This is a genomic window from Planktothricoides raciborskii GIHE-MW2 (assembly GCF_040564635.1).
GTDB lineage: Bacteria > Cyanobacteriota > Cyanobacteriia > Cyanobacteriales > Laspinemataceae > Planktothricoides > Planktothricoides raciborskii.
Map to the genome: position 1 here is coordinate 2,899,323 of NZ_CP159837.1, position 20,595 is coordinate 2,919,917.

Genomic DNA, 20,595 nt, shown 5'->3' on the forward strand with positions numbered 1-20,595 from the left:
TTTACCCTTCTCACATCTTAAAGAAATATGCCAAAACATTAAAAAACGTTAAATAAAAAACAAAACCATTGTTTTAGTTTTAGGCTAGATCAGAGACAACCAAGAATCTGGGCGATCGCCTAGAAACCCAGAAACCTAAATTAGGAGAATATACTTATGAAATTGGCTTATTGGATGTATGCCGGCCCCGCACATATTGGCACCCTTCGCATTGCCAGTTCTTTTAAAAATGTCCATGCTATTATGCACGCTCCTCTCGGCGATGACTATTTTAATGTGATGCGATCAATGCTGGAACGGGAACGGGATTTTACCCCAGTGACTGCCAGCGTAGTAGACCGCAATGTTTTAGCGCGGGGTTCTCAAGAAAAAGTGGTGGAAAATATTGTTCGCAAAGACCGGGAAGAAACCCCGGATTTGATTGTTCTCACCCCCACTTGTACCTCTAGCATTTTGCAAGAAGACCTGGAAAACTTTGTGCAACGGGCACAACTAGATGCCAAAGGGGATGTGATGCTGGCAGATGTGAATCACTACCGGGTGAATGAACTGCAAGCCGCCGATCGCACCCTGGATCAAATTGTTAAATTTTATATCAATAAAGCCCGGAAAAAAGGCGAACTGCCGGAAGGAAAAACCGACAAACCTTCCGTCAATATTATTGGAATGTCTACCCTAGGTTTCCACAACAATCACGACTGCACGGAATTGAAGCGCTTGATGGCTGATTTGGGCATTGAAGTCAACGAAGTGATTCCCGAAGGTGCTTCGGTTCATAATCTGAAAAACCTGCCCCGCGCTTGGTTTAACTTAGTACCTTATCGGGAATTAGGCTTGATGGCGGCCAAATATTTGGAAAGCGAATTTGGGATGCCATTAGTTGATATTACCCCGATGGGAATTGTGGAAACAGCCCGCTGTATCCGCAAAATTCAGCAAGTGCTGAATGCCCAAGGTGCGGATGTAAATTATGAAGAATTTATCGATCATCAAACGCGGTTTATTTCCCAAGCGGCTTGGTTTTCTCGTTCCATTGACTGCCAAAATTTAACCGGCAAAAAAGCGGTGGTGTTTGGGGATAATACCCATGCTGCTGCTATGACAAAAATTTTGGCGCGGGAAATGGGAATTCATGTGGTTTTGGCGGGAACTTATTGTAAATATGATGCGGATTGGTTCCGGGAACAAGTCAGCGAATATTGCGATGAAGTGCTGATTAGTGACGATAATGCAGCGATTGGAGATGCGATCGCCCGCTTAGAACCGGCAGCTATTTTTGGCACCCAAATGGAACGTCATGTGGGCAAACGTTTAGACATTCCTTGTGGGGTGATTGCCTCACCGATTCACATTCAAAATTTCCCCGTGGGTTACACTCCTTTCCTGGGTTATGAAGGGGCGAATCAACTGGTGGATTTAATCTACAATTCCTTTACTTTGGGCATGGAAGACCACCTGCTAGAAATCTTTGGCGGTCACGATACCAAAGAAGTGATTACTAAAGGAATTTCGGCGGATTCTGACCTGACTTGGACAAAAGATGCCCAAGCAGAATTAAACAAAATCCCTGGTTTTGTCCGAGGCAAAATTAAGCGGAACACGGAAAAATTTGCTCGCGATCGCGGCTTTGACCAAATCACCGTTGAAGTGATGTATGCGGCAAAAGAATCTGTAGGGGCATGACATAGAAACCGGGTTTCTCAAAGAAACCCGGTTTTCGACTGGGTAGGGTGGGCAAAATTTTGCCCACCCTACAATTGCTAAAATGTCTGGCTTATCATAAATTTTTGAATCTAATAAGCTGGGTAGGGTGGGCAAAATTTTGCCCACCCTACAATTGCTAAATTATCCGCTAATTTATATATAGCTAAATTGCTTGTAATATATTTTCTGAAAAATTGGTAATTATACTAATCGTTTCTGCGGATAAACTTAACTCTTGGTAAATGACTTGATTCACCGCAAATATATATTGCATTGCTGCTTGCGATGAGACTTTTTTTTCATAAGCTTCCTGAGCAAATCTTTGAAGTTTTTCTTTTCCCTTAACGCTAATTTCCGGGATAGGAATCCGCCCTACATAACCAGAAGTAATCATGTTAGACCGATTTAATATCCCCCGGACCATAAATGTCACCAAATGACTATTTAAGTAAGCAATCAGCCACCAAGTATCCCGATCGCTCGTAATAATATTGGCATTGACTCCATAAGTTGAATTAGCTGGTAAATAGCAAGCAGAAAAAGGAATTCCCATCGAAGAACAAGTTATTCCCGGTCGATATAATAGGTCTTGGTTACGCACCATAAAATTAGGAACTTTTTGGGCAATTGATAAGAAATTATCGGCTAAGTAAGCATTAGGATGAGTAAAAAACCGAGATTTACCAGGATTTTTATAGAAGGGTATGTTAAATCCTGGTTTTTTCTGTTTAGATAAATATTCGCGATCGCATCCGGTAGAAATTCCGGTGACACAAGGAAATAAAGTTCCTAACCTGGGATAAGAAAATAGCCCCTGGATTTCATCGGTCATGGCGATCGCAAATTCATAGCGATCTGATTTCCCTGACAGCAGAATTTGCTCTAAAGGTGCGGTGACAAATTTTTTCGCTTCTAATGTTGTGGCCAATTTTTGCATATTTAACGGACGATTTGCTATTTTAACTTGTTTTTGATACTCGCTTCCTTTTTGCAGAATCATAATACAAGTCCGCACGTCAGCCCCTTGAGCCAAAAACAGGTCATTGGGACAGAGAATCAGATAGTGAATTGCACAATTATTGATAATTTTTTGCCGCAATTCTGTATGCGCTTTAGCCGTCAGGAATGAATCCAGAGTAATCATCCCGATCAAAGCGCCATTCTTGGCAAAATCAATTAACGCCGATATAAAGATGGAATACATATTATGTACTCCTACGTCTGAGAAAAAACTCAATAGCTTAGATTTATTTTGTCTAATATAATCGACTTCATGGCAGTTATAAGGTGGATTAGCAATATAAAAATCGTAATTTAGTCCTATTTTTTGATTTAAAATACAGTGATTTTTTTGATTGATATAGTATTCTAAAAAATCTTGGGGGTGAAAATTTATGGTTTCTGGCAAATTGAAGGATAAAATATCCATCCCGTCTACGAATACACCCCGCTTCATCAGCGGAATTGCCATTTCCCCGCGACCCACACAAGGATCTAAGGCATAACTGCCGGTGGGATTAAGGTTTGTAATTGCCCAAGCAATGAACTCAGAAATAAAAGCCGGGGTCGAGTAGTAACCTGTTTCTCGCCGGTCTATACCTGTTTTTGTCTGAATTATTTTAGGATGGCGACCCATTTTTAATTATGTAACTTGCTTGCTATGACTATTGATTAATTTTAACTAATTTTTTGAAAAAAATCAAATTTAAAATAGCGATCGCGGCTTTGACCAAATCACCGCTGAAGTGATGTATGCCGCCAAAGAATCTGTAGGGGCATAGAGTTACCTTTGCTTGACCTAGCTGGGTAGGGTGGGCTTTTACCCTACAATTGCTAAAAAAGAGGATAAAATCGGCATTGAAAAGAAAGCACGATCAGCTATCACCGGCTGCGTAAAAATTTTCATTTTTTGTTAACGTCAAATAAAAAAAAATGCGAGAATAATCGCTCGCCAGCCTTAAATTTTTCTAGACAATATTCCTCATCGACTAGGGTACAAATAGTAATTGTTAGTTGTTTTGGTTTGCCTGTATATCGGGTGGCACCCAGCGCCAGAAAATCGCCTAACCAATATTCGGCAATTTGCAATTCTTCATCATCGTCAAACTTGGTTAAATAATCATCGCGCCAATTGGTACTTACCACCTCAATAACCAGGGCAATACTGTCACCTTGTGTACTGTCGATGCTTTTTTCCATAGCAACTCTTTCCCTAAAACATCTTGTTTGAGTACAATCACATCCGGGTTATAACCCGATCGCTCTCGAAAAGGTTTCACCACACAAGTTTTGGGAATCACATAAGGCAAACGACGCTGCCAAATTTCTACTTGCAGTTTCGTTGCCAAAAAACTACTAACTAATTCGTACGGGCCGGTTGGCAACATTTCAACTAAAATTCCATTGAGTAATTCATAACGTTGCCCATTTTCTGGATAGGCTTCTATAAATTCTTCAAAACTAATCAGGTCGGGGATAGATTGAATCATAATTGCTGTTTCAAACCCTCAGTCCTAGTCTAACACTTGGGGCAGATGGCGATTTTGGATTTGCCATGAAAAGGGACTGCTCCCTCGTACTCAGGGAGTATCTGAGTAGTTCCCGGGTGTATGGCTTAGATCCTTTCTTTACCAATTCAGGCTATACGCCCATATCGGTCGTCGCGGTCAGTATTTTTCCAGTATGGGTTTAATCAAAAAAACAACCGGTAAAAAAGGTATAACTCACATATATGAGCTAACACCGAGAGAGCAGTGGAAAAAGCCAGAATTTAATGACAAAGACGGATAAATAGAAGCCGAACGCCAAAAAGTCCAAGCGGCACTATCAAATGCCAGAAAAATGACCAGTCAAGACGAATTTTCAGTAAAAAATTAATCCAGTGAGCAAAATTTTGCCCACCGGATCAATAAAACCTGTCGCATATCAGCAACAGGTTTTTAATTTTAATGATTAATAAATCTGAGCGATCGCCTACAATAGTCAATAGTCAGTGATTTTCGCAATCCTGATTTAAAGCCAACAGTAAATCAGTTGCCGCCATTTTACCCAGGCAAAGATAATTTTTTTATAAAAAAATTATCTCAGGCTTACGAAGTCTATGGATTATGTTTTCGCCAACGAATTTCAGCCGATAAAAAAAAGCAGCGACTTAGGATAAATTACATAAGTCGCTGCTTTTTTTCATCGGTTATTTAAGCGGAAAATAACTAGCATTAGATCATCGCTGGAGCCGTTTTTAGGCTAACGGGAATGCCTTCACCGCCAGCAATCAAATTCGGGAAATGATGGGTATTCGGCGCGTGCATTGCCTGAATTCCCAGGGTAGCCCGATTGAGCAAATCCGCATCGGTGGAAATGACTTTGCCGGAAGCATCGATAATCGAATGGTTGAAGTTAAAGCCATTCAAATTGAAGGCCATCACCCCAATTCCCAGGGTGGCAAACCAAATGCCAATGGTGGGTAAAGCACCCATGAGAAAATGGACAGAACGGCTGTTGCGGATGCCTAATCCGGGAATTAATAATCGGCCTAAAAAGCCCGAATGTCCGGCTAAAAGATTGTAAGTTCCTTCTTGTTGGCCAAATTTATATCCCACATTTGTGGATTCTAAATCGCTGGTTTCACGAATTAAACTGCTGGTGACTAATGACCCATGTAAGGCACTTAACAAAGCCCCGCCAAAAATTCCGGCAACGCCGATCATGTGTAGCGGGTGCATTAACACATTATGTTGTGCTTGGAGGGACATCATAAAATAGAAAGTCCCGGAAATTCCCAAGGGCATTCCTTCAGAAAAGCTGCCTTGTCCGATGGGATAAATTAGCAATACGGCGGTGGCTGCGGATGCGGGGGCGGAAAAGGCGACGGCAATCCAGGGACGCATTCCCAGGCGATAGCTTAATTCCCATAAGCGGCCCATATAAGACCAAATGGCGATCGCAAAATGCAGAATTATCAGTTGATAAGGGCCACCATTGTAAAGCCATTCTTCAATGGAACTGGCTGACCAAATGGGATAGAAATGTAAACCGATCGCCGCTGAGGTGGGCACTACGGCGGCAGTAATCATATTTTGATTACCTAAAATTGACCCGAAAATAGGTTCGCGGATGCCTTCCATATCCACCGCAGGGGCAGCGATGAAGGCGATCGCAAATGTTGTCACTGCGACCAGGAATGTGGGAATCATCAAGACACCAAACCAACCAATATAAATGCGGTTTTCCGTGCTAACGATCCAGTCCACAAACATCGGCCACAAGTCACCGATATCGACTTCGCGTTTGGGTTGTAAAACGGTACTCATAATGACAAATCTCCTAATACTAGGAAAAATAAACTACTTCTTTGTTGAAGCTGTTGAAGCTGTTGTTGAAGCTGAATTGACCGCTGTTTCATTGCGGTCGATCGCGGGGTAATCCCATCACGCCTTCAACATGAGTGTTGCTCCTCCTACTTAATTCAAAACAATGAAAACAATGAGAACAACTTAATGCAAAACAACTTAATGCAAAACAACCCTTGGGTGATGGAGGCGATTCGCTTCTGCGCGATAGCGAAGCTATCGCGCAGAAGCGACCAAAGCATTTTGCTAGTGGTATAAACAATGCCTAAGCAATGCCCAACTTCCGCCGGATGAATTACCCACCCTGCTATACTAACTCATTATATACCGAAATAGTGATTAATATAAATTAAGTTTTATGTAGCTTGGGTTAACGATTGTGACGAAAGATGAAGTCAAGGAAACCCTTGAAACCCCATAAACCAGGTTTCTAAGGTTAGTTGACTTATGTCCTTTGGGTAAATACGCCACATCTTCAAGAGAGAGAATGTTTTCGATCACTGATGAACGGAATCGCCGCAACACTGTACATTAATCATTGGAGCAATCCTCAAGACATCTTTGCCCCTTGTATCCTCATGCTTAACGTTAATCAGGCTTCCTTTTCTGTGTCTATCTTATTCGTGAAGGGTTTATTTTCGCTGCCGATCGCCCAATTGACCCTACATCCTGCTCATAGTGGCATAATTTTCTCGCTATTCACCTTAGTTTCAGGCTTATTATATTTCTTCCTAACTCCACGGTTCCGCAAATGGATCGCCAACTATCAGGGGATTTTTGTCCCGGAACCACTGGATCGGTTGCCGATCCGTCGCGGGTTCTCGATCGCCTTCACATCTTGCCTGGGAATAGTGATGATGGCCGCGATCGCCATGATTCATGGCGATCGCGGCCATCATCTTGCCCTAACTGCGGCATATCTTGGTGTGATTTTATTCAGCCTAGGAACTGCATTTTTCCCTGGAGTAATGGAGCCAAAATTGCGGCAATTTTGGCAAAAAACCCCCCAGATTGGCCGGGATGAATTACTCAGCGCCATTCGTCAAGAAATTACCGAGCGATCACAACAGTCGTTACACCGGGCTGTATTCAATACTTTAATGTTTGACCCACACCAGGAAACAGAAACCCCCCGTCTTTGGAATGTGGATATTAAAATTGGACAAAACCCTACTCGCACCCTCAGTCCCACTGAAAAAATTATCGATGCTTTCCCCAATCAGAACCACTTAGGTCGAGTGATTTTGTTAGGGATGTCCGGTTCAGGAAAAACCACCACATTATTAGAATTAGCCGCCGATTTTTGCGATCGCGCTCTTGAGAATCCCCAAGTGCCAATCCCCGTTTTATTAGATTTACCCACTTGGCCATCTAGTCAACCATTGACTACCTGGGTTTGTGAGCAACTTCAGACTAAATATGGTGTGAGCTTTAATTTAAGCGAACTTTGGTTAAAAAACGGTCAACTCTTTCTGCTGCTCGATGGATTGGATGAACTCAAACCCTCAGATCAAGAAACCTGTGTTGCTGCCCTGAATCAATTAACATTATCCAATGGGCGATCGCCATCTTTCCTGGTTTCTACTCGCCTGGATTGCTACAAAAAAACTCGAAACAGACTAAAATTATCTGCCGCCATTGGCTTAAAAAACATCGATATAGCCCAAATTCAAAACTATTTATTAGCATCTCGAAGTCGAGAATTTTGGGAAAATATTAAAGACAATCCTCATTTATTAGCCCTAGCTAAAAATCCTTTGTTTTTAAATTTAATGGTCTTAGCCAATGAAGAAATTTTAATTCACTCTTGGAAACGCATCACCGCCAAATCCGATCGCATTGACTATTTATTTAATGCTTATATTCGCAGACAACTAAGCCGTCAAACTCCTAGCCAATCCTATCCCCCTGGGAAAGAACCTACTCCCGATCGTACCAAAACTTGGTTAAAAAGCTTAGTGATGCAGACTTCGCCAAAACAACAGATAGAATTTTCCTTGGACAGTCTGCCTAAACCCTTATTTCAGCCGAACATTGAACTAATTTATTTAACTATAAATTTAATACTGCCTATCGGCTTATGTGGGTTATATATTTACTTTTATACTAAAAAAATTAGCCTAATTCCAGGAATAGTTATTCTGGGAACTACCTGGCTGTTCATGCTATTATTTTTATTATCAATAAAACATAAAATTTTTCTTGGTAAAATTATTCCCCCAAGATATCATTTATTTTCCGCCATAAATACCATTATTTTATTTGGATTGGGACTGTTAAGTATTCGGCTAAATTGGCTGATAATTGCTCAAGCAGAAGGTCAAATTGGTGGCTTATTGTATGGATTATCTTTACTCATTTTTACCATCGCGATCGCCCCACTTTTAGGCTTAATTCCTAGTATTTATGCTGCGTTTCCTTGCCTGAAACCCCTGTATATCCACTGGAATCTCGCTCGCAATGGTCGGATTCCCTGGAATTACGCCAGATTTCTGGATTTTTTAACCGAACGCTTATTTCTGCAAAAAATTCGCGGTCACTACCGCTTCATCCACCCGCTTTTTACTCAGCATTTGCAGAATCATTTTGATTAGTTGTTGGTTATTAGTTGTTGATTCTTGGTTGTTGGTTATTAGTTCTTGATTAATCTTGTTTCTATGACCAACGCTCGAAGAGATGCCTAGAAAAGAGATGCCTAGAAAAGAGATGCCTAGAACAAGCATAACCATACTCTTTCCTCTCCACTATTTCCTCTCCACTATTTCCTCTCCACCCTCTCCTGACCAATAACCTTCCCCTGAATCCGACCGAGATGTTAAGATTCATTAAGTCAGGGCGAGTGCGATCGCAATTAACGCCCTTGACACCCCAAAAAATCTCGTGTGATGGCAAATTCAACAAGGATGCAAACAATGGAAGCGGAAAAATTACAAGCAAAAATGACCGAAATTGAAGGGAAGCGCGAATATTTGCTCAAGTTATTGGAAAGACCCAACCTAGGAACCTTAAGAATTGACGTAAATCAGGCGATCGAAGAATTAGACGATCTGATTATGGAGTTCAAGCGCACCTTTCCCGACTAAAACTAGGTGATCCAGAGGCCCTCCAGAGGGAGTCATACCCAACCCGATCTAACTTGTAGGGGTCAACATTGACTCCTACAACCACCGTTGACCCTTGCTCACCCAAGACCAGGAAAAATCAATCGATCGCCGTTTGGGATCATCTCTGAGAGAGCGATCGCCCAGTTCTCACCTCCTGTCCCCTGAAGCATCTAACAGACTACAAAATTAGAGAATTTCCCATTAGATCAACCATCGATCAAGAATACCGCCCTCCCGGATACGCCCCGGATAATTATTGGATTTGGATGCAGATTAACCGCTAAAAATCTTGGCTTAGACTGAGATTGACAACGGGTTATCCCAGGGCTATACTGAGTCACTAAATCATAAAAATAGGCAATTCGTCCGCGATCGCGTGACGGCGAACCTAAGTTTTTGGCAACTGGCTCAAGAGGTAAAAAATCTTAAAAAAGATATTTAACCAGATTTAATTTACATGATTAAACAAGATTAAAAATGAAATACTCCGTTGTAATTCCAATTTTTAATGAACAAGAAACAATCTCTGAGCTTTGGAAACGTCTGCTGGGAGTGTTTCAGGCAATCAAGGATGATTGGGAAATTATTTTTGTCAATGATGGCAGCACCGATGCTTCTCGCTCAATGTTAACCCAACTCAGTCAACAGCACCAAAATGTAAAATTTTTAAGCTTATCTCGGAATTTTGGCCATCAGCCAGCCATTACCGCTGGAATTGATTATGCCCAAGGAGATGCGGTGATATTAATGGATGGTGATTTACAAGACGATCCAGACGCAATTCTCACTTTTATCGATCTGTGGAAACAGGGTTACGACGTAGTTTATGCCCACCGCAAAAAACGCAAAGAACCCTGGCTAAAACGCCTTGCATTTAAGACGTTTTACTATCTGCAAACTACCCTATCAGACATCAACTTGCCTCGTGATGCGGGGATTTTTTCCCTACTCGATCGCCGAGTAATTCAAGCCTTAAGACAAATGCCGGAACGCAATAAATATTTGAGTGGTTTACGTGCTTATACCGGGTTTCACCAAATTGGGGTAGTAGTAGAACGGGGGCCACGGTATCATGGTCAACCACGAGTCTCCATTCGCAAGCTATTTAAATTAGCCTTTGATGGGATTTTTTCTTTTTCCACATTGCCTTTACGGTTTGTCACCTATTTGGGCATTCTGATTTCGCTCACCGCTTTGGCGATCGCCATGATTGGTTTAGTCGTAAAATTTATTTTGGGACTACAATTTTTCGATTGGCCTTTTGGCTTGACCAGCATTTTTTTCCTGGGAGGAGTGCAACTTTTATCTCTAGGAATCATTGGGGAATATATCGGGCGCATCTATGAGGAAGTAAAACAACGTCCTTATTACATTGTAGCAGAAGCAATAGGATTTGAACTATATAAAACAGTGGAAGCAACCCCCCCCGATGACCAGAACGAAAAAAAATATCACTTGACTCAATCATCCACTGAGTTACCGTCATCTCCCCAGGGAAAAATACCCCATATCGATGAAATTTATTGAGTGAATTATGAGGAATCTCATGGGATATGTGCCATCATGTATTTTACATTTTAACTCAAAACAATGAATCTACAATTCAGTGCTTGGTTTTATGTGTTTATTGCGGGAATTAATACTTGCATCGGCAATCTACTCTTAAAACAATCTCGGCGGGTTGCCCTGGCTGATTCGGGGATATTTTCTCTAATTTTTTCTCCTTGGTTTATCATGGGAGCATTATTTTTCGGCATCAATGTCATTTTGTTTACCAAAGCCTTAGAAAAACTCCCCGTCTCCGCAGCTTATCCAGTGTTAGCTGGTTTAGGTTTTTGTTTACTCGCTATTTTTAGTAGCCTGATTTTTAATGAAAGACTCTCTTTAAGTCAATGGTCTGGAGTCGCCTTAATTTTAACCGGCATTATTATTGTTTCTCGCCAGTAAATTATTACCCAATACCCGAAATGAATGATTTCTGAATGATGAAAAAAAATTTTTACAATTTTATTTTCTGGTGTCTTATATTAGCCCCGCTAATATTCATGGTGTGCATCTGTCTGAGTTATGGGTTAAACTTTCCCTATTGGGATCAGTGGACAACTCCAGGATTATTATTTGCCAACAAAGTTTACGAAAATCAACCGATTACCTGGTCAGATTGGCTCTCGCAACATAATGAAAGTCGGAAGTTATTTCCTCGGCTGATTTTTGTGGGCATGGCCAGTTTAACGAACTGGAATATCAAGGTTGAATTAATGGTAAACTGTTTTTTAAATACAGTCAGTTTAACCACCTTATATTTCCTCGCCAAACAGACATTAAAAAACAGTCATATCCGGAATATTTGTTTGATTTTATCAAGCATATTGCTGTTTTCCCTGGTGCAATATGAAAACTATCTTTGGGGAATTCAGATTTGTGTATTCTTGTCCCTAGCCGCTTTTGTGCTTTGCTTAGGTCTATTTCAACAAAAGTTACCGTTGGCGGTAAAAGTGATAGTCGGGGGAATTCTTTGTATTATTAGTACATTTTCTTTCGCCAATGGAATGCTCAGTTGGGTTGTAGTCATGCCCGCTTTAATCATTGATGAAAAATTGACTATTGCTGATTTAAAAAAACGCCTGCCTTGGTTGCTATTCTGGCTGCTTTTGATGGGGACAAATTTATGGATTTATTTCCATGATTATGTAAAACCTGGGGGACATCCCGCGTTTTCGGTAGCCGTAGAAAACCCCGCGACGGCAATTCTTTATTTTAGAATTTTCTTCGGCAGTATATTAGGAGGTTTTGACAAGGATCAAGCCATGATTGCCGGAGAAGTTATTTTAGTATTATGGTTGTTTTGTGTGGGGATGATTGGCTATCGAGCTTTACGAGATGACAAAATATTGCCCCAAACCAAAGGCTGGATTTTATTAGGAGGATATAGCATTGCCAGTGGGTTAATTACCACCTTCGGACGAGTCGGATTTGGGGCACAGCAGGCTTTCTCCTCTCGCTACACGACCTTTTCTGTATGGTTATATATTTCTCTAATTTTTCTGATCGGAATCCTGCTACAAGAATTTCGTCTCAGTCAGCGATATTCTCGCATAATTAAAGGAATGATTGGGGGCTTGATTGGTGTCGGGCTAATTTTGCATATTTCTACTAGCCAAAATGCCTTTACTCAACTCCAGTCCCACCGTTTTAGCAAGCTTCAGGGACAAGCTTGTGCGGTACTGAGTCCCGTGCTAGAAGATGCGGAATGTTTAACAACTTTCGTCTATCCTGACCTAGAATCTTTACGCCATTTAATCGTCAACATTAATCGCTTGGGTTATCTTCATCCTCCTCCGTTAGAAACTGCTGAAGTTGAAAGCTTTGCGGAGGTGAATTCAACCCCAGAAACCATCGGCTACTTCGATGAACTTTCCCCGATTTCGGAGACGGTTTACCATATTCATGGTTGGGCTAGACTCCCTCAACGAAGAGAACCGGCTGATGCAATTTTACTGAGTTATCAAGGAGGGCAAACTCCCGCCCAAGTGTTTCATCGCGTCCAACGAGCGACCCCACGAGAGGATGTGACGGATTTGTTTCGCGATCGCCCATCTTCTTGGCTTTGGGGTTGGGACGGCGACTTTCCCGTGTCAAAATTGCCCCCAGGACAATGGACTATCAAAGCTTGGGCTTTTGATACCATGAAAGCCAAAGCTTTTGAACTTTCGGGACAATTTTCTCTAACGGTAAAACCTTCCTGAATTCAGGGTATTAGTTATTAGTTGTTAGTTGTTTTTTGTTGGTTGTTAGTTGTTAGTGATTATTTATTATTTATTATTGGTTATTTGTTGTTAGTTGTTGTTGGTTGTTAGTTATTAGTGATTTATTGTTGGTTGTTTGCTTCAAACAACCAATAACAACCAACCAAGAACAAATAACTAACAACTAACAACTAACAACAAATAACCAAAGAATCCCTACCCAACAACCAACAACCAACCAACAACTAATTTATTGAGCGGCCATTTCCATTAAAATATTCTGGCTGCTACATTCACCAAAAGTATCTTTCATGGGCGATCGCTGCACATAAGTGCCATCAGCTTGTAAATCCCAAGCTTGGCGATTATCTGACAGCATAATCCCCAAAATTTCTTGCAAATCTTTCATTAAATCTGGATCTTCTACAGGCGTAATTGCCTCGACCCGACGGTTAAGATTTCGCGGCATCCAATCCGCCGATCCAATAAATAACTCTTCCTCACCGCGATTGTGGAAATAAAAAATGCGAGAATGTTCTAAATAACGACCCACAATGCTCACCACTCGAATACTTTCACTCAGTCCGGGGACTCCAGGACGCAAACAGCAAATCCCTCGGATTAGCAAATCAATTTGCACTCCCGCTTGAGAAGCTTGATAAAGTTTGAGGATAATTTTTGGATCTACCAACGCATTCATCTTGACCACTATTCGGCTATGATAACCATTTTTCGCGTGTTCCGTTTCCCGGTCAATTAAAGCTTCCATGCGATCGCGGATATTCACCGGGGCTACCAATAATTTCCGATAAGACCGCTGCCGAGAATATCCCGTCAAAAAATTAAACAAATCGGTCAAATCTGCACCAAGTTCATCCCGACAAGATAGCAAACCCAAATCTGTATAAAGTCTGGCGGTCTTAGGATTATAATTCCCCGTACCAATATGAACATAACGCCGAATGCGATCCTGTTCCCGTCGGACGACCATCGCAATTTTCGTGTGAGTTTTTAACCCCACCAAACCATAAACCACATGAACTCCGGCTTTTTCTAACTTTCGTGCCCACTGAATATTATTTTCTTCATCAAATCGGGCTTTCAGTTCCACCAATGCCGCCACCTGCTTGCCATTTTCTGCCGCCGTAATTAAAGCATTAATAATCGGCGAATCTCCCGAAGTCCGATACAGTGTCATCTTAATCGCCAACACTCCAGGGTCATGGGCCGCTTGAGTAATAAAACGTTGCACCGAGGCGCTAAATGAATAATAAGGATGGTGCAGCAATATATCTTTTTGGCGAATTAAGGCAAATAAATCTTCCCCTTCCTCTACATCCAGGTCTACTTGGTCTACGGGTAAATCATGGAGACGACGCAAACGCGGGGGAACGACCGGGTTCCAGGGTCGATCTTTGAGTTCTGGTTTGGGCAATCCCATGAAACTCATTAAGTCCCCTAAATTCAGTAATCCTTGCACTTCATAAACATCCGACTCTTCAACGTCCAGTTCGTGCATAAGCATTTCCCGAATGCTGGGCGGCAAGTCCACGGGTATTTCCAGGCGGACCACGGAACCCCCAAACCGTCGTTTCCGCAGTTCTTTTTCAATCGCTAATAACAAGTCATCGGCTTCGATCTCTTGCAGTTCTAAATCCGCATCCCGCGTAATTCGGAATAAATGATATTCCTGAATATTCATTCCGGGAAATAAAAACTCTAAGTTATGAGCGATGACTTGTTCCAGGGGGACAAATTGGTAGATGGTTGGCGGTGTTGCTGCGGTGACGGGGGTCTGAGAAGGTTTAATCGGGTCTGGAGGCAAGGAAATAAATCTGGGTAAGACTTTGGGGACTTTGACGCGAGCAAAAAATTCCTCCTCGGTTTCTGGATCTTTAACCAGTACCGCTAAGTTTAAGCTGAGATTGGAAATATAGGGGAACGGATGACCCGGATCGACGGCTAAAGGAGTGAGCACGGGAAAGATTTGCTCTTCAAAGTAGCTCTGCATATAGAGCCTTTGTTCTTGGTTGAGATCGATGTAGTCGAGGATATGAATTTGGTTGGCGACTAATAGGGGTCGGATTTGCTGTTGAAAGTGACGATGCTGCTCGACTACCATTGGGTGCAGGCGATCGCTAATCGCATTCAGTTGTTCTTCCGGTGTCCGTCCATCAGGGGTTAACCGGGCAACCTTGGCTTCTACCTGTTGTTTTAAAGCGGCAACCCGAACCATAAAGAATTCATCCAGGTTGGTGCTGAAGATCGATAAAAACTTCAGTCGCTCCAGTAGGAGTGTCCGAGCATCCAAGGCTTCATGTAAAACCCGGTAGTTAAACTCTAACCAGCTTAACTCGCGATTAATATAATACTGCGGATCTTTGAGGTTAATCTCGCTGGCCGTGGGATCTACTGTTTTGGTTTTGGCCATAATATTTTTTGATGGGTGTCTTATTCCGTTAATGTGCTTAGATTACCAAATTTGTTGCTCCTACAAATCCAAATTATTTGTGAATTTTTGTGACGTTCTAAACTGTTCAGGAAACCCCCTTCTTGAGACTGGTCTGCCAAGTCATCCGCTGATTATTTATCGGTACTACATCCCATCTATCTGGGTTCTGATATGATCCCAGCCAAAATCATGGGGGAATTGTCCAGAAACATTTTCCCCCATGATTTTGCCTAGATGCAAATTTGCCCCCGCCTGCCTATAGATGCCTACAGACTGGCAGCGATCGCACTTTGATTACTGGTCATGGATGTTTTTTCTATGGGTTTAATCGCAAAGAAATTATCAAAGATATTGTCGCCAATTTCATTCATTTTTTCTTGTAAATCATTGAGAAATTCATGCAGACCAATATGCATAATTTCATCAATGGTAATATACCCTAATTCAGACCGCAACCGGCCTAATGTCCTTTCCACGGGATTTTGCCAGGTGCCATGAGGGGTGCCGGTAATTTGATGCAGCGATCGCTCTGCTTGCAACAGACAAAACTGAATTGACCGAGGAAATTCGCGATCTAAAATTAAAAATTCCGCCACTCCATCCGGGGTAATCCGATGTTGACTCCGTTTCCGATACATTTCATAAGCACTTGCCGATCGCAACAAAGAAATCCACTGTAATTGATCCAAAATTGTCCCGACGTGCTTCACCGAAGGCAACAAAATATAATACTTCACATCTAAAATTCGACTGGTTTTATCAGCCCGTTCTAATAACCGGCCAATTTGACCAAAATGCCAGCCTTCATTATGACTCATGGTGGCATCCATCACGCCCGCAAATAGATGAGAAGCGAGTTTTACCTCCGTGAAAAAATCTTGCAACCCAGAAAGGGATTGGTCCGGAGCCGCAGTCTTCACCATCCAATAAAAAGCATTAATTTGTTCCCACATTTCTGAAGAAATAATTTCCCGCACGGAACGAGCATTTTCTCGCGCTATTTGCAAACAAGATAAAATAGAATTGGGATAATTACTATCAAAAGTGAGAAACTGAATCACGTTTTGGGCATTTCCTTCCCCGTAGGCTTGCTCAAAAAGTTCTTGATCTCCCGTGGTATAAACTAAAGGTTTCCACTGTTGTTCAATTCCTCTGGGAGAATCCAACATTAAGTTTAAATTAGTTCCCACGAACCGGGCAATATTTTCCGCCCGTTCTACATATCTGTTTAGCCAGTAGATTGAATCGGCAACGCGACTCAGCATAAGCACTATTCCTAATTTACTATTCAGTTATTCAGGTTAACCGTCAGAGGAGAAAGGAGAGAGGAGCAGAGGAGCAGAGGAGCAGAGGAGCAGAGGGGCGGAGGGGCGGAGGGAGGGGCGGAGGGGCAAAGGAGAAGTGAAAAGTTAAAAGTCGTGGGGGCGAATGGCCAAGAGAGAAAAGAGAGGAGAGAAAAGAGAGGAGAGAATATCTTTCCTCTTTCCTATGCATCCTCTTTCCTATGCATCCTCTTTCCTATGCATCCTCCCTTTCACTATTCACTCTCCCCTCATCCCCCCTGCACCCCCGCACCCCTGCACCCCTGCTCGATGGCGGCTCCCCCGCTCGATGGCGGCTCCCCTCTCTTTTCTCTTCTGACTATTATTTACTCCGCCTATTCAAACAAAACCCAGGTATCTTTTGAACCACCTCCTTGAGATGAATTGACTACTAAAGAACCTTTTTTCAAAGCTACACGGGTTAAGCCCCCCGGATGTACGTAGATTTCTTTTCCATAGAGAATATAGGGACGTAAATCTACATGGCATCCGGCAAATTCGTCCTTGATTATGGTAGGAACTCTGGATAAACAGAGGGTGGGTTGGGCAATATAATTCCGGGGATTTTCTTGGATCCGCCCCGCAAAGTCTTCCCGTTGTTCTGGGGTGGCATGAGGGCCGACTAGCATCCCATATCCTCCCGCTTCATTCACCGCTTTGACTACCAATTTATCTAAGTTGGCTAACACATGGTTGCGATCTTTTTCTTCCCAACATCGATAGGTCGGCACGTTGGGTATTATTTGGTCTTCACCAAGATAATAGCGAATAATATCCGGGACATAAGTATAGATTCCTTTGTCATCAGCGACCCCAGTTCCTAACGCATTGGCGATCGCGACTCGGCGATTGCGGTAAACTTCCATCAGCCCCGGAACTCCCAGTAAACTATCGGGACGAAATGCCAAAGGATCGATAAAGTTATCATCAATTCGCCGATAAATTACATCGACTCTTTGTAGTCCTTTGGTGGTACGCATTCTTAAGTAGCCATCCACCACCACTAAATCTCTACCTTCGACCAGTTCTACCCCCATTTGTTGGGCTAAAAATGAGTGCTCAAAATAGGCCGAATTATAAATTCCTGGGGTGAGAACCGCTACTCTAGGATTGGTTAAATGGGGTGGGGCTAAGTTTAGCAGAGTTTCTAGGAGATGACTGGGGTAATCATCTACGGGTTTAATGCCCATTTTGCCAAATAATTCGGGAAAGCAAGATTTCATTACCCGGCGATTTTCGATTACATAAGAAACCCCCGACGGACAGCGAAGATTATCTTCTAAAACATACCAATGACCATGTTTATCTCGGACTAAATCTGTCCCCGTGATGTGACACCAAACATCTGCCGGTGGTTTTAATCCAATACAAGGTTTGAGAAATCCTGTAGCAGAGGCGATCGCATATTCGGGAATTATCCCATCAGCAATAATTTTTTGTTCCCCATAAATATCACCAATAAATAAATTTAATGCCGCAATTCGTTGTTTGAGTCCTTTTTCTAGCCATTGCCACTCTAAAGCTGAGACAATGCGGGGAATAATATCAAACGGAAATATCCGTTCGGTTCCTTGGTTGTCGCTGTAGACATTAAAGGTTGCCCCTAGCTTCATCAGGGCATTTTGGGCTGCTTGTTGTCGCTGTTCCAGTTCTCCACTCGGTAAGGAGTTGATTTTGGCAATCAATAACTGGGCTTCTGGGCGGGGTTTACCCTTTTCGATGAACAGTTCATCGTAAAAATCCCCTGGATCGTAAGTATTAAATTGCACGGTTTAGCTACCCGATTTTTTAACGACTATTGGCTACTGTGTGGTTAATGCGGTGGCTGCTTCACTGAAATCACAGATTTCTGGGAATTGACACCCTTTTAGGCTTCTCGGTCAGTAGCCGACTCTAGACTCTGAATTGGGTATAGAGTTTTTTCCGTTTCTTTAACTGTAGCGGTGGATACAGCCGGTGAGAAAATTTATAATAATTTTTTTAACAATAGACAATTCTGGCTTCGATCGCGGATCGATTCCCCCAACCTCCCTTTTTTAAGGAGGGCTTTTTCGCCAGGGAAAGCCAGAATTGTCTATTCAGTATGTTGATTAACTGTGTTGATTAAGTATATTCTCCGATCGCTCTTATTTCTCAGCAATTATGGCCTAAAAATGCTGTTTCTGAGTTAAGATTTTTCAGAATCTTCCAAAATCTTTACACTTTGACTCAGGTAGGGGTATGGTCTGATGGCTGATATGATTATTTCAATTGTAATTGAGACAATACATCAGGGGCGCAGCGGCTTGCGCCCTACATAATTGTATTAATCTTAATTTAACTAACTATACCGGGGGTTTGGCGGCCAGCCTCTGGACGATCGCCCGAAAATCAGCAGCGATCGCTTCGATATTTTCTGGGTGCAATAAGGGTACATGAACAAAGATACAAGGAATGGGCGATTTTGCCTGGGTTTGCAGATAGTTTAAAACCGCATAGTACAGCGCTTCACAGACAAATTTACCCGCGTCATGGCTGATTTCTGTGTTAGGTAACCCGGCGATTAATTGGGGCAAATTTACTAAAGTTTTGCGGCAATTTTTCCCGGATAAAGCTTGAGATTCAACGGTTAATTTTTGCCGAGTTTCTGCCATACCCGCGCAAATCACTGCATGGGGTTGGACTTGGTTGATTTTGGCGATCGCCTCTTTTGGGGCTGCTTCGGGGTCTACGGGTAATTTTCTTAACAGAATCAATGAATCCCCGAAAAAATCCCCTTGAGAAATTTTTACTAATAAGTCATCGGAGGCATTGGATTTTTGATGGGGCATCCAGGTATCAAAGGAAGTGAGTAAGATTTTGCTAGTGATATGAGTGATAATTTTGCCAGTCATAGAAAATTTGGGCGATTAAGAATTACAATAGCGATCGCGGTATCGTAAGGAAAACAGGGCAATGGCTGTGATTGCCATCGTAGACTATGATATGGGGAATTTGCACTCGGTGTGCAAAGGTTTGGAAAATGCGGGGGCAACCCCAATAATTACCGATTCACCCGCAGAAATTTTGGCTGCTGATGCGGTGTTGCTGCCCGGAGTGGGTTCTTTTGACCCGGCAATGCAACATTTGCGATCGCGGGATTTGGAGTTGCCGGTGAAAGATGCGATCGCTTCTGGGAAACCATTTCTCGGCATTTGTTTAGGGCTGCAAATTCTTTTTGATGGCAGTGAAGAGGGGAAAGAACCGGGTTTAGGGGTAATTCCGGGGATGGTACGTCGGTTTAAAAGCGAACCGGGATTAACTATTCCTCACATGGGTTGGAATCAGTTAGAATTGGCTCAACCGGATCTGCCATTGTGGGGCAATTTGCCCGCTAATCCTTGGGTTTATTTTGTTCACTCTTATTATGTCGATCCCATAGATGCATCGGTGAAGGCTGCTACAGTGACTCATGGGAGTCAAAATGTCACTGCTGCGATCGGGAAAAATAACCTCATGGCGGTACAATTTCACCCGGAAAAATCTTCTACTGCTGGGTTAAAAATGTTAGATAACTTTGTGGATTTTCTGCACCGCAAAAGTTAGAGGTAATCTAATAGTAGGGTGGGCAAAAAATTTTACCTACTATACCATATACGATGGTGTATGCCCACCCTACAATATAAATAATTAACATTCGGATGGTGGGCAAAAAAGCAAAAAAATTTATCCACTATACCATATACGATGGTTTACTTTTGCCCACCCTACAATAGAAATACTACAATATAAATACTGCGGGGCATGAATTAGGTCGTTTTCTGTCAGAAAACCAGATTTTGCTCAAGCATTTTGTGGTGGTCTGGCTGACTGCTTCAACTTGTCTTTATAAGTATGATGATTGGGCAATAAAACAAAAACAACGTCGCCAAAAGTTTAAGCAAGGGTAACAAGTGGCAA

General features: G+C 42.3%; 15 protein-coding genes. 7 read left to right on the top strand and 8 right to left on the bottom strand.

Annotation, left to right across the window (positions count from 1 at the left end):
* Positions 1–156 precede the first annotated feature (156 nt).
* Entirely contained in the window at positions 157–1,683 is a 1,527-nt protein-coding gene (gene bchB / locus ABWT76_RS12375; protein WP_054466983.1) for a ferredoxin:protochlorophyllide reductase (ATP-dependent) subunit B, read from the top strand.
* Between the two features lie 184 nt (positions 1,684–1,867).
* Here the strand turns inward: bchB and ABWT76_RS12380 are convergent, their stop codons facing one another.
* From ABWT76_RS12380 to ABWT76_RS12395, 4 genes are all read right to left on the bottom strand, one after another.
* Positions 1,868–3,340, bottom strand: coding sequence for an N-6 DNA methylase (locus tag ABWT76_RS12380; protein ID WP_354636192.1), 1,473 nt, complete (start codon positions 3,338–3,340; stop codon positions 1,868–1,870).
* Positions 3,341–3,606: 266 nt separating this feature from the next.
* Positions 3,607–3,849, bottom strand: coding sequence for a hypothetical protein (locus ABWT76_RS12385; protein WP_354636193.1), 243 nt, complete (start codon positions 3,847–3,849; stop codon positions 3,607–3,609).
* Positions 3,843–4,193 carry a Uma2 family endonuclease gene (locus ABWT76_RS12390; RefSeq protein ID WP_354636194.1) on the bottom strand — a complete coding sequence of 117 codons (351 nt, stop codon included), beginning with the start codon at positions 4,191–4,193 and terminating at the stop codon, positions 3,843–3,845. The genes ABWT76_RS12385 and ABWT76_RS12390 overlap by 7 nt, the downstream gene beginning before the upstream one ends.
* Positions 4,194–4,919: 726 nt before the next feature.
* A complete protein-coding gene (locus tag ABWT76_RS12395; RefSeq protein WP_054466985.1) occupies positions 4,920–6,014 on the bottom strand; it encodes a Photosystem Q(B) protein 1 in 1,095 nt (364 codons plus the stop codon).
* A 542-nt stretch (positions 6,015–6,556) separates the two neighbouring features.
* Here ABWT76_RS12395 and ABWT76_RS12400 point away from each other — a divergent pair.
* The 5 genes from ABWT76_RS12400 to ABWT76_RS12420 all read left to right on the top strand — a co-directional run bounded on the left by ABWT76_RS12400 (position 6,557) and on the right by ABWT76_RS12420 (position 12,903).
* Positions 6,557–8,647, top strand: coding sequence for an NACHT domain-containing protein (locus ABWT76_RS12400; RefSeq protein ID WP_354636195.1), 2,091 nt, complete (start codon positions 6,557–6,559; stop codon positions 8,645–8,647).
* A 291-nt stretch (positions 8,648–8,938) separates the two neighbouring features.
* Positions 8,939–9,136: a hypothetical protein gene (locus tag ABWT76_RS12405; RefSeq protein ID WP_156331817.1), complete on the top strand. Its 198-nt coding sequence runs from the start codon at positions 8,939–8,941 to the stop codon at positions 9,134–9,136.
* A 498-nt stretch (positions 9,137–9,634) separates the two neighbouring features.
* Complete coding sequence (locus ABWT76_RS12410; protein WP_354636196.1) at positions 9,635–10,684, top strand: glycosyltransferase family 2 protein; 1,050 nt, start codon at positions 9,635–9,637, stop codon at positions 10,682–10,684.
* Between the two features lie 63 nt (positions 10,685–10,747).
* On the top strand, positions 10,748–11,104 hold the full coding sequence (locus ABWT76_RS12415) for a multidrug efflux SMR transporter (protein WP_054466988.1): 357 nt from the start codon (positions 10,748–10,750) through the stop codon (positions 11,102–11,104).
* Between the two features lie 98 nt (positions 11,105–11,202).
* Positions 11,203–12,903, top strand: coding sequence for a hypothetical protein (locus tag ABWT76_RS12420; RefSeq protein ID WP_354636197.1), 1,701 nt, complete (start codon positions 11,203–11,205; stop codon positions 12,901–12,903).
* A 250-nt stretch (positions 12,904–13,153) separates the two neighbouring features.
* On the opposite strand, the gene ppk1 is transcribed toward ABWT76_RS12420, so the two are convergent.
* The 4 genes from ppk1 to ABWT76_RS12440 form a co-directional block, all read right to left on the bottom strand.
* Positions 13,154–15,334 carry a polyphosphate kinase 1 gene (ppk1, locus tag ABWT76_RS12425; RefSeq protein WP_190879609.1) on the bottom strand — a complete coding sequence of 727 codons (2,181 nt, stop codon included), beginning with the start codon at positions 15,332–15,334 and terminating at the stop codon, positions 13,154–13,156.
* A 287-nt stretch (positions 15,335–15,621) separates the two neighbouring features.
* On the bottom strand, positions 15,622–16,620 hold the full coding sequence (locus ABWT76_RS12430; RefSeq protein ID WP_054466991.1) for an alpha-E domain-containing protein: 999 nt from the start codon (positions 16,618–16,620) through the stop codon (positions 15,622–15,624).
* 392 nt (positions 16,621–17,012) lie between these two features.
* Entirely contained in the window at positions 17,013–18,446 is a 1,434-nt protein-coding gene (locus ABWT76_RS12435; RefSeq protein WP_190879611.1) for a circularly permuted type 2 ATP-grasp protein, read from the bottom strand.
* Positions 18,447–19,001: 555 nt separating this feature from the next.
* The gene (locus ABWT76_RS12440; protein ID WP_199317421.1) at positions 19,002–19,550 is read right to left on the bottom strand and encodes a peptidase C15; all 549 of its coding nucleotides are present in this window, start codon (positions 19,548–19,550) and stop codon (positions 19,002–19,004) included.
* 61 nt (positions 19,551–19,611) lie between these two features.
* Between ABWT76_RS12440 and hisH the strand changes: the two genes are divergently transcribed.
* Positions 19,612–20,241, top strand: a complete 630-nt coding sequence (hisH, locus tag ABWT76_RS12445) for an imidazole glycerol phosphate synthase subunit HisH (RefSeq protein ID WP_054466993.1) — start codon at positions 19,612–19,614, stop codon at positions 20,239–20,241.
* Positions 20,242–20,595: the final 354 nt, after the last annotated feature.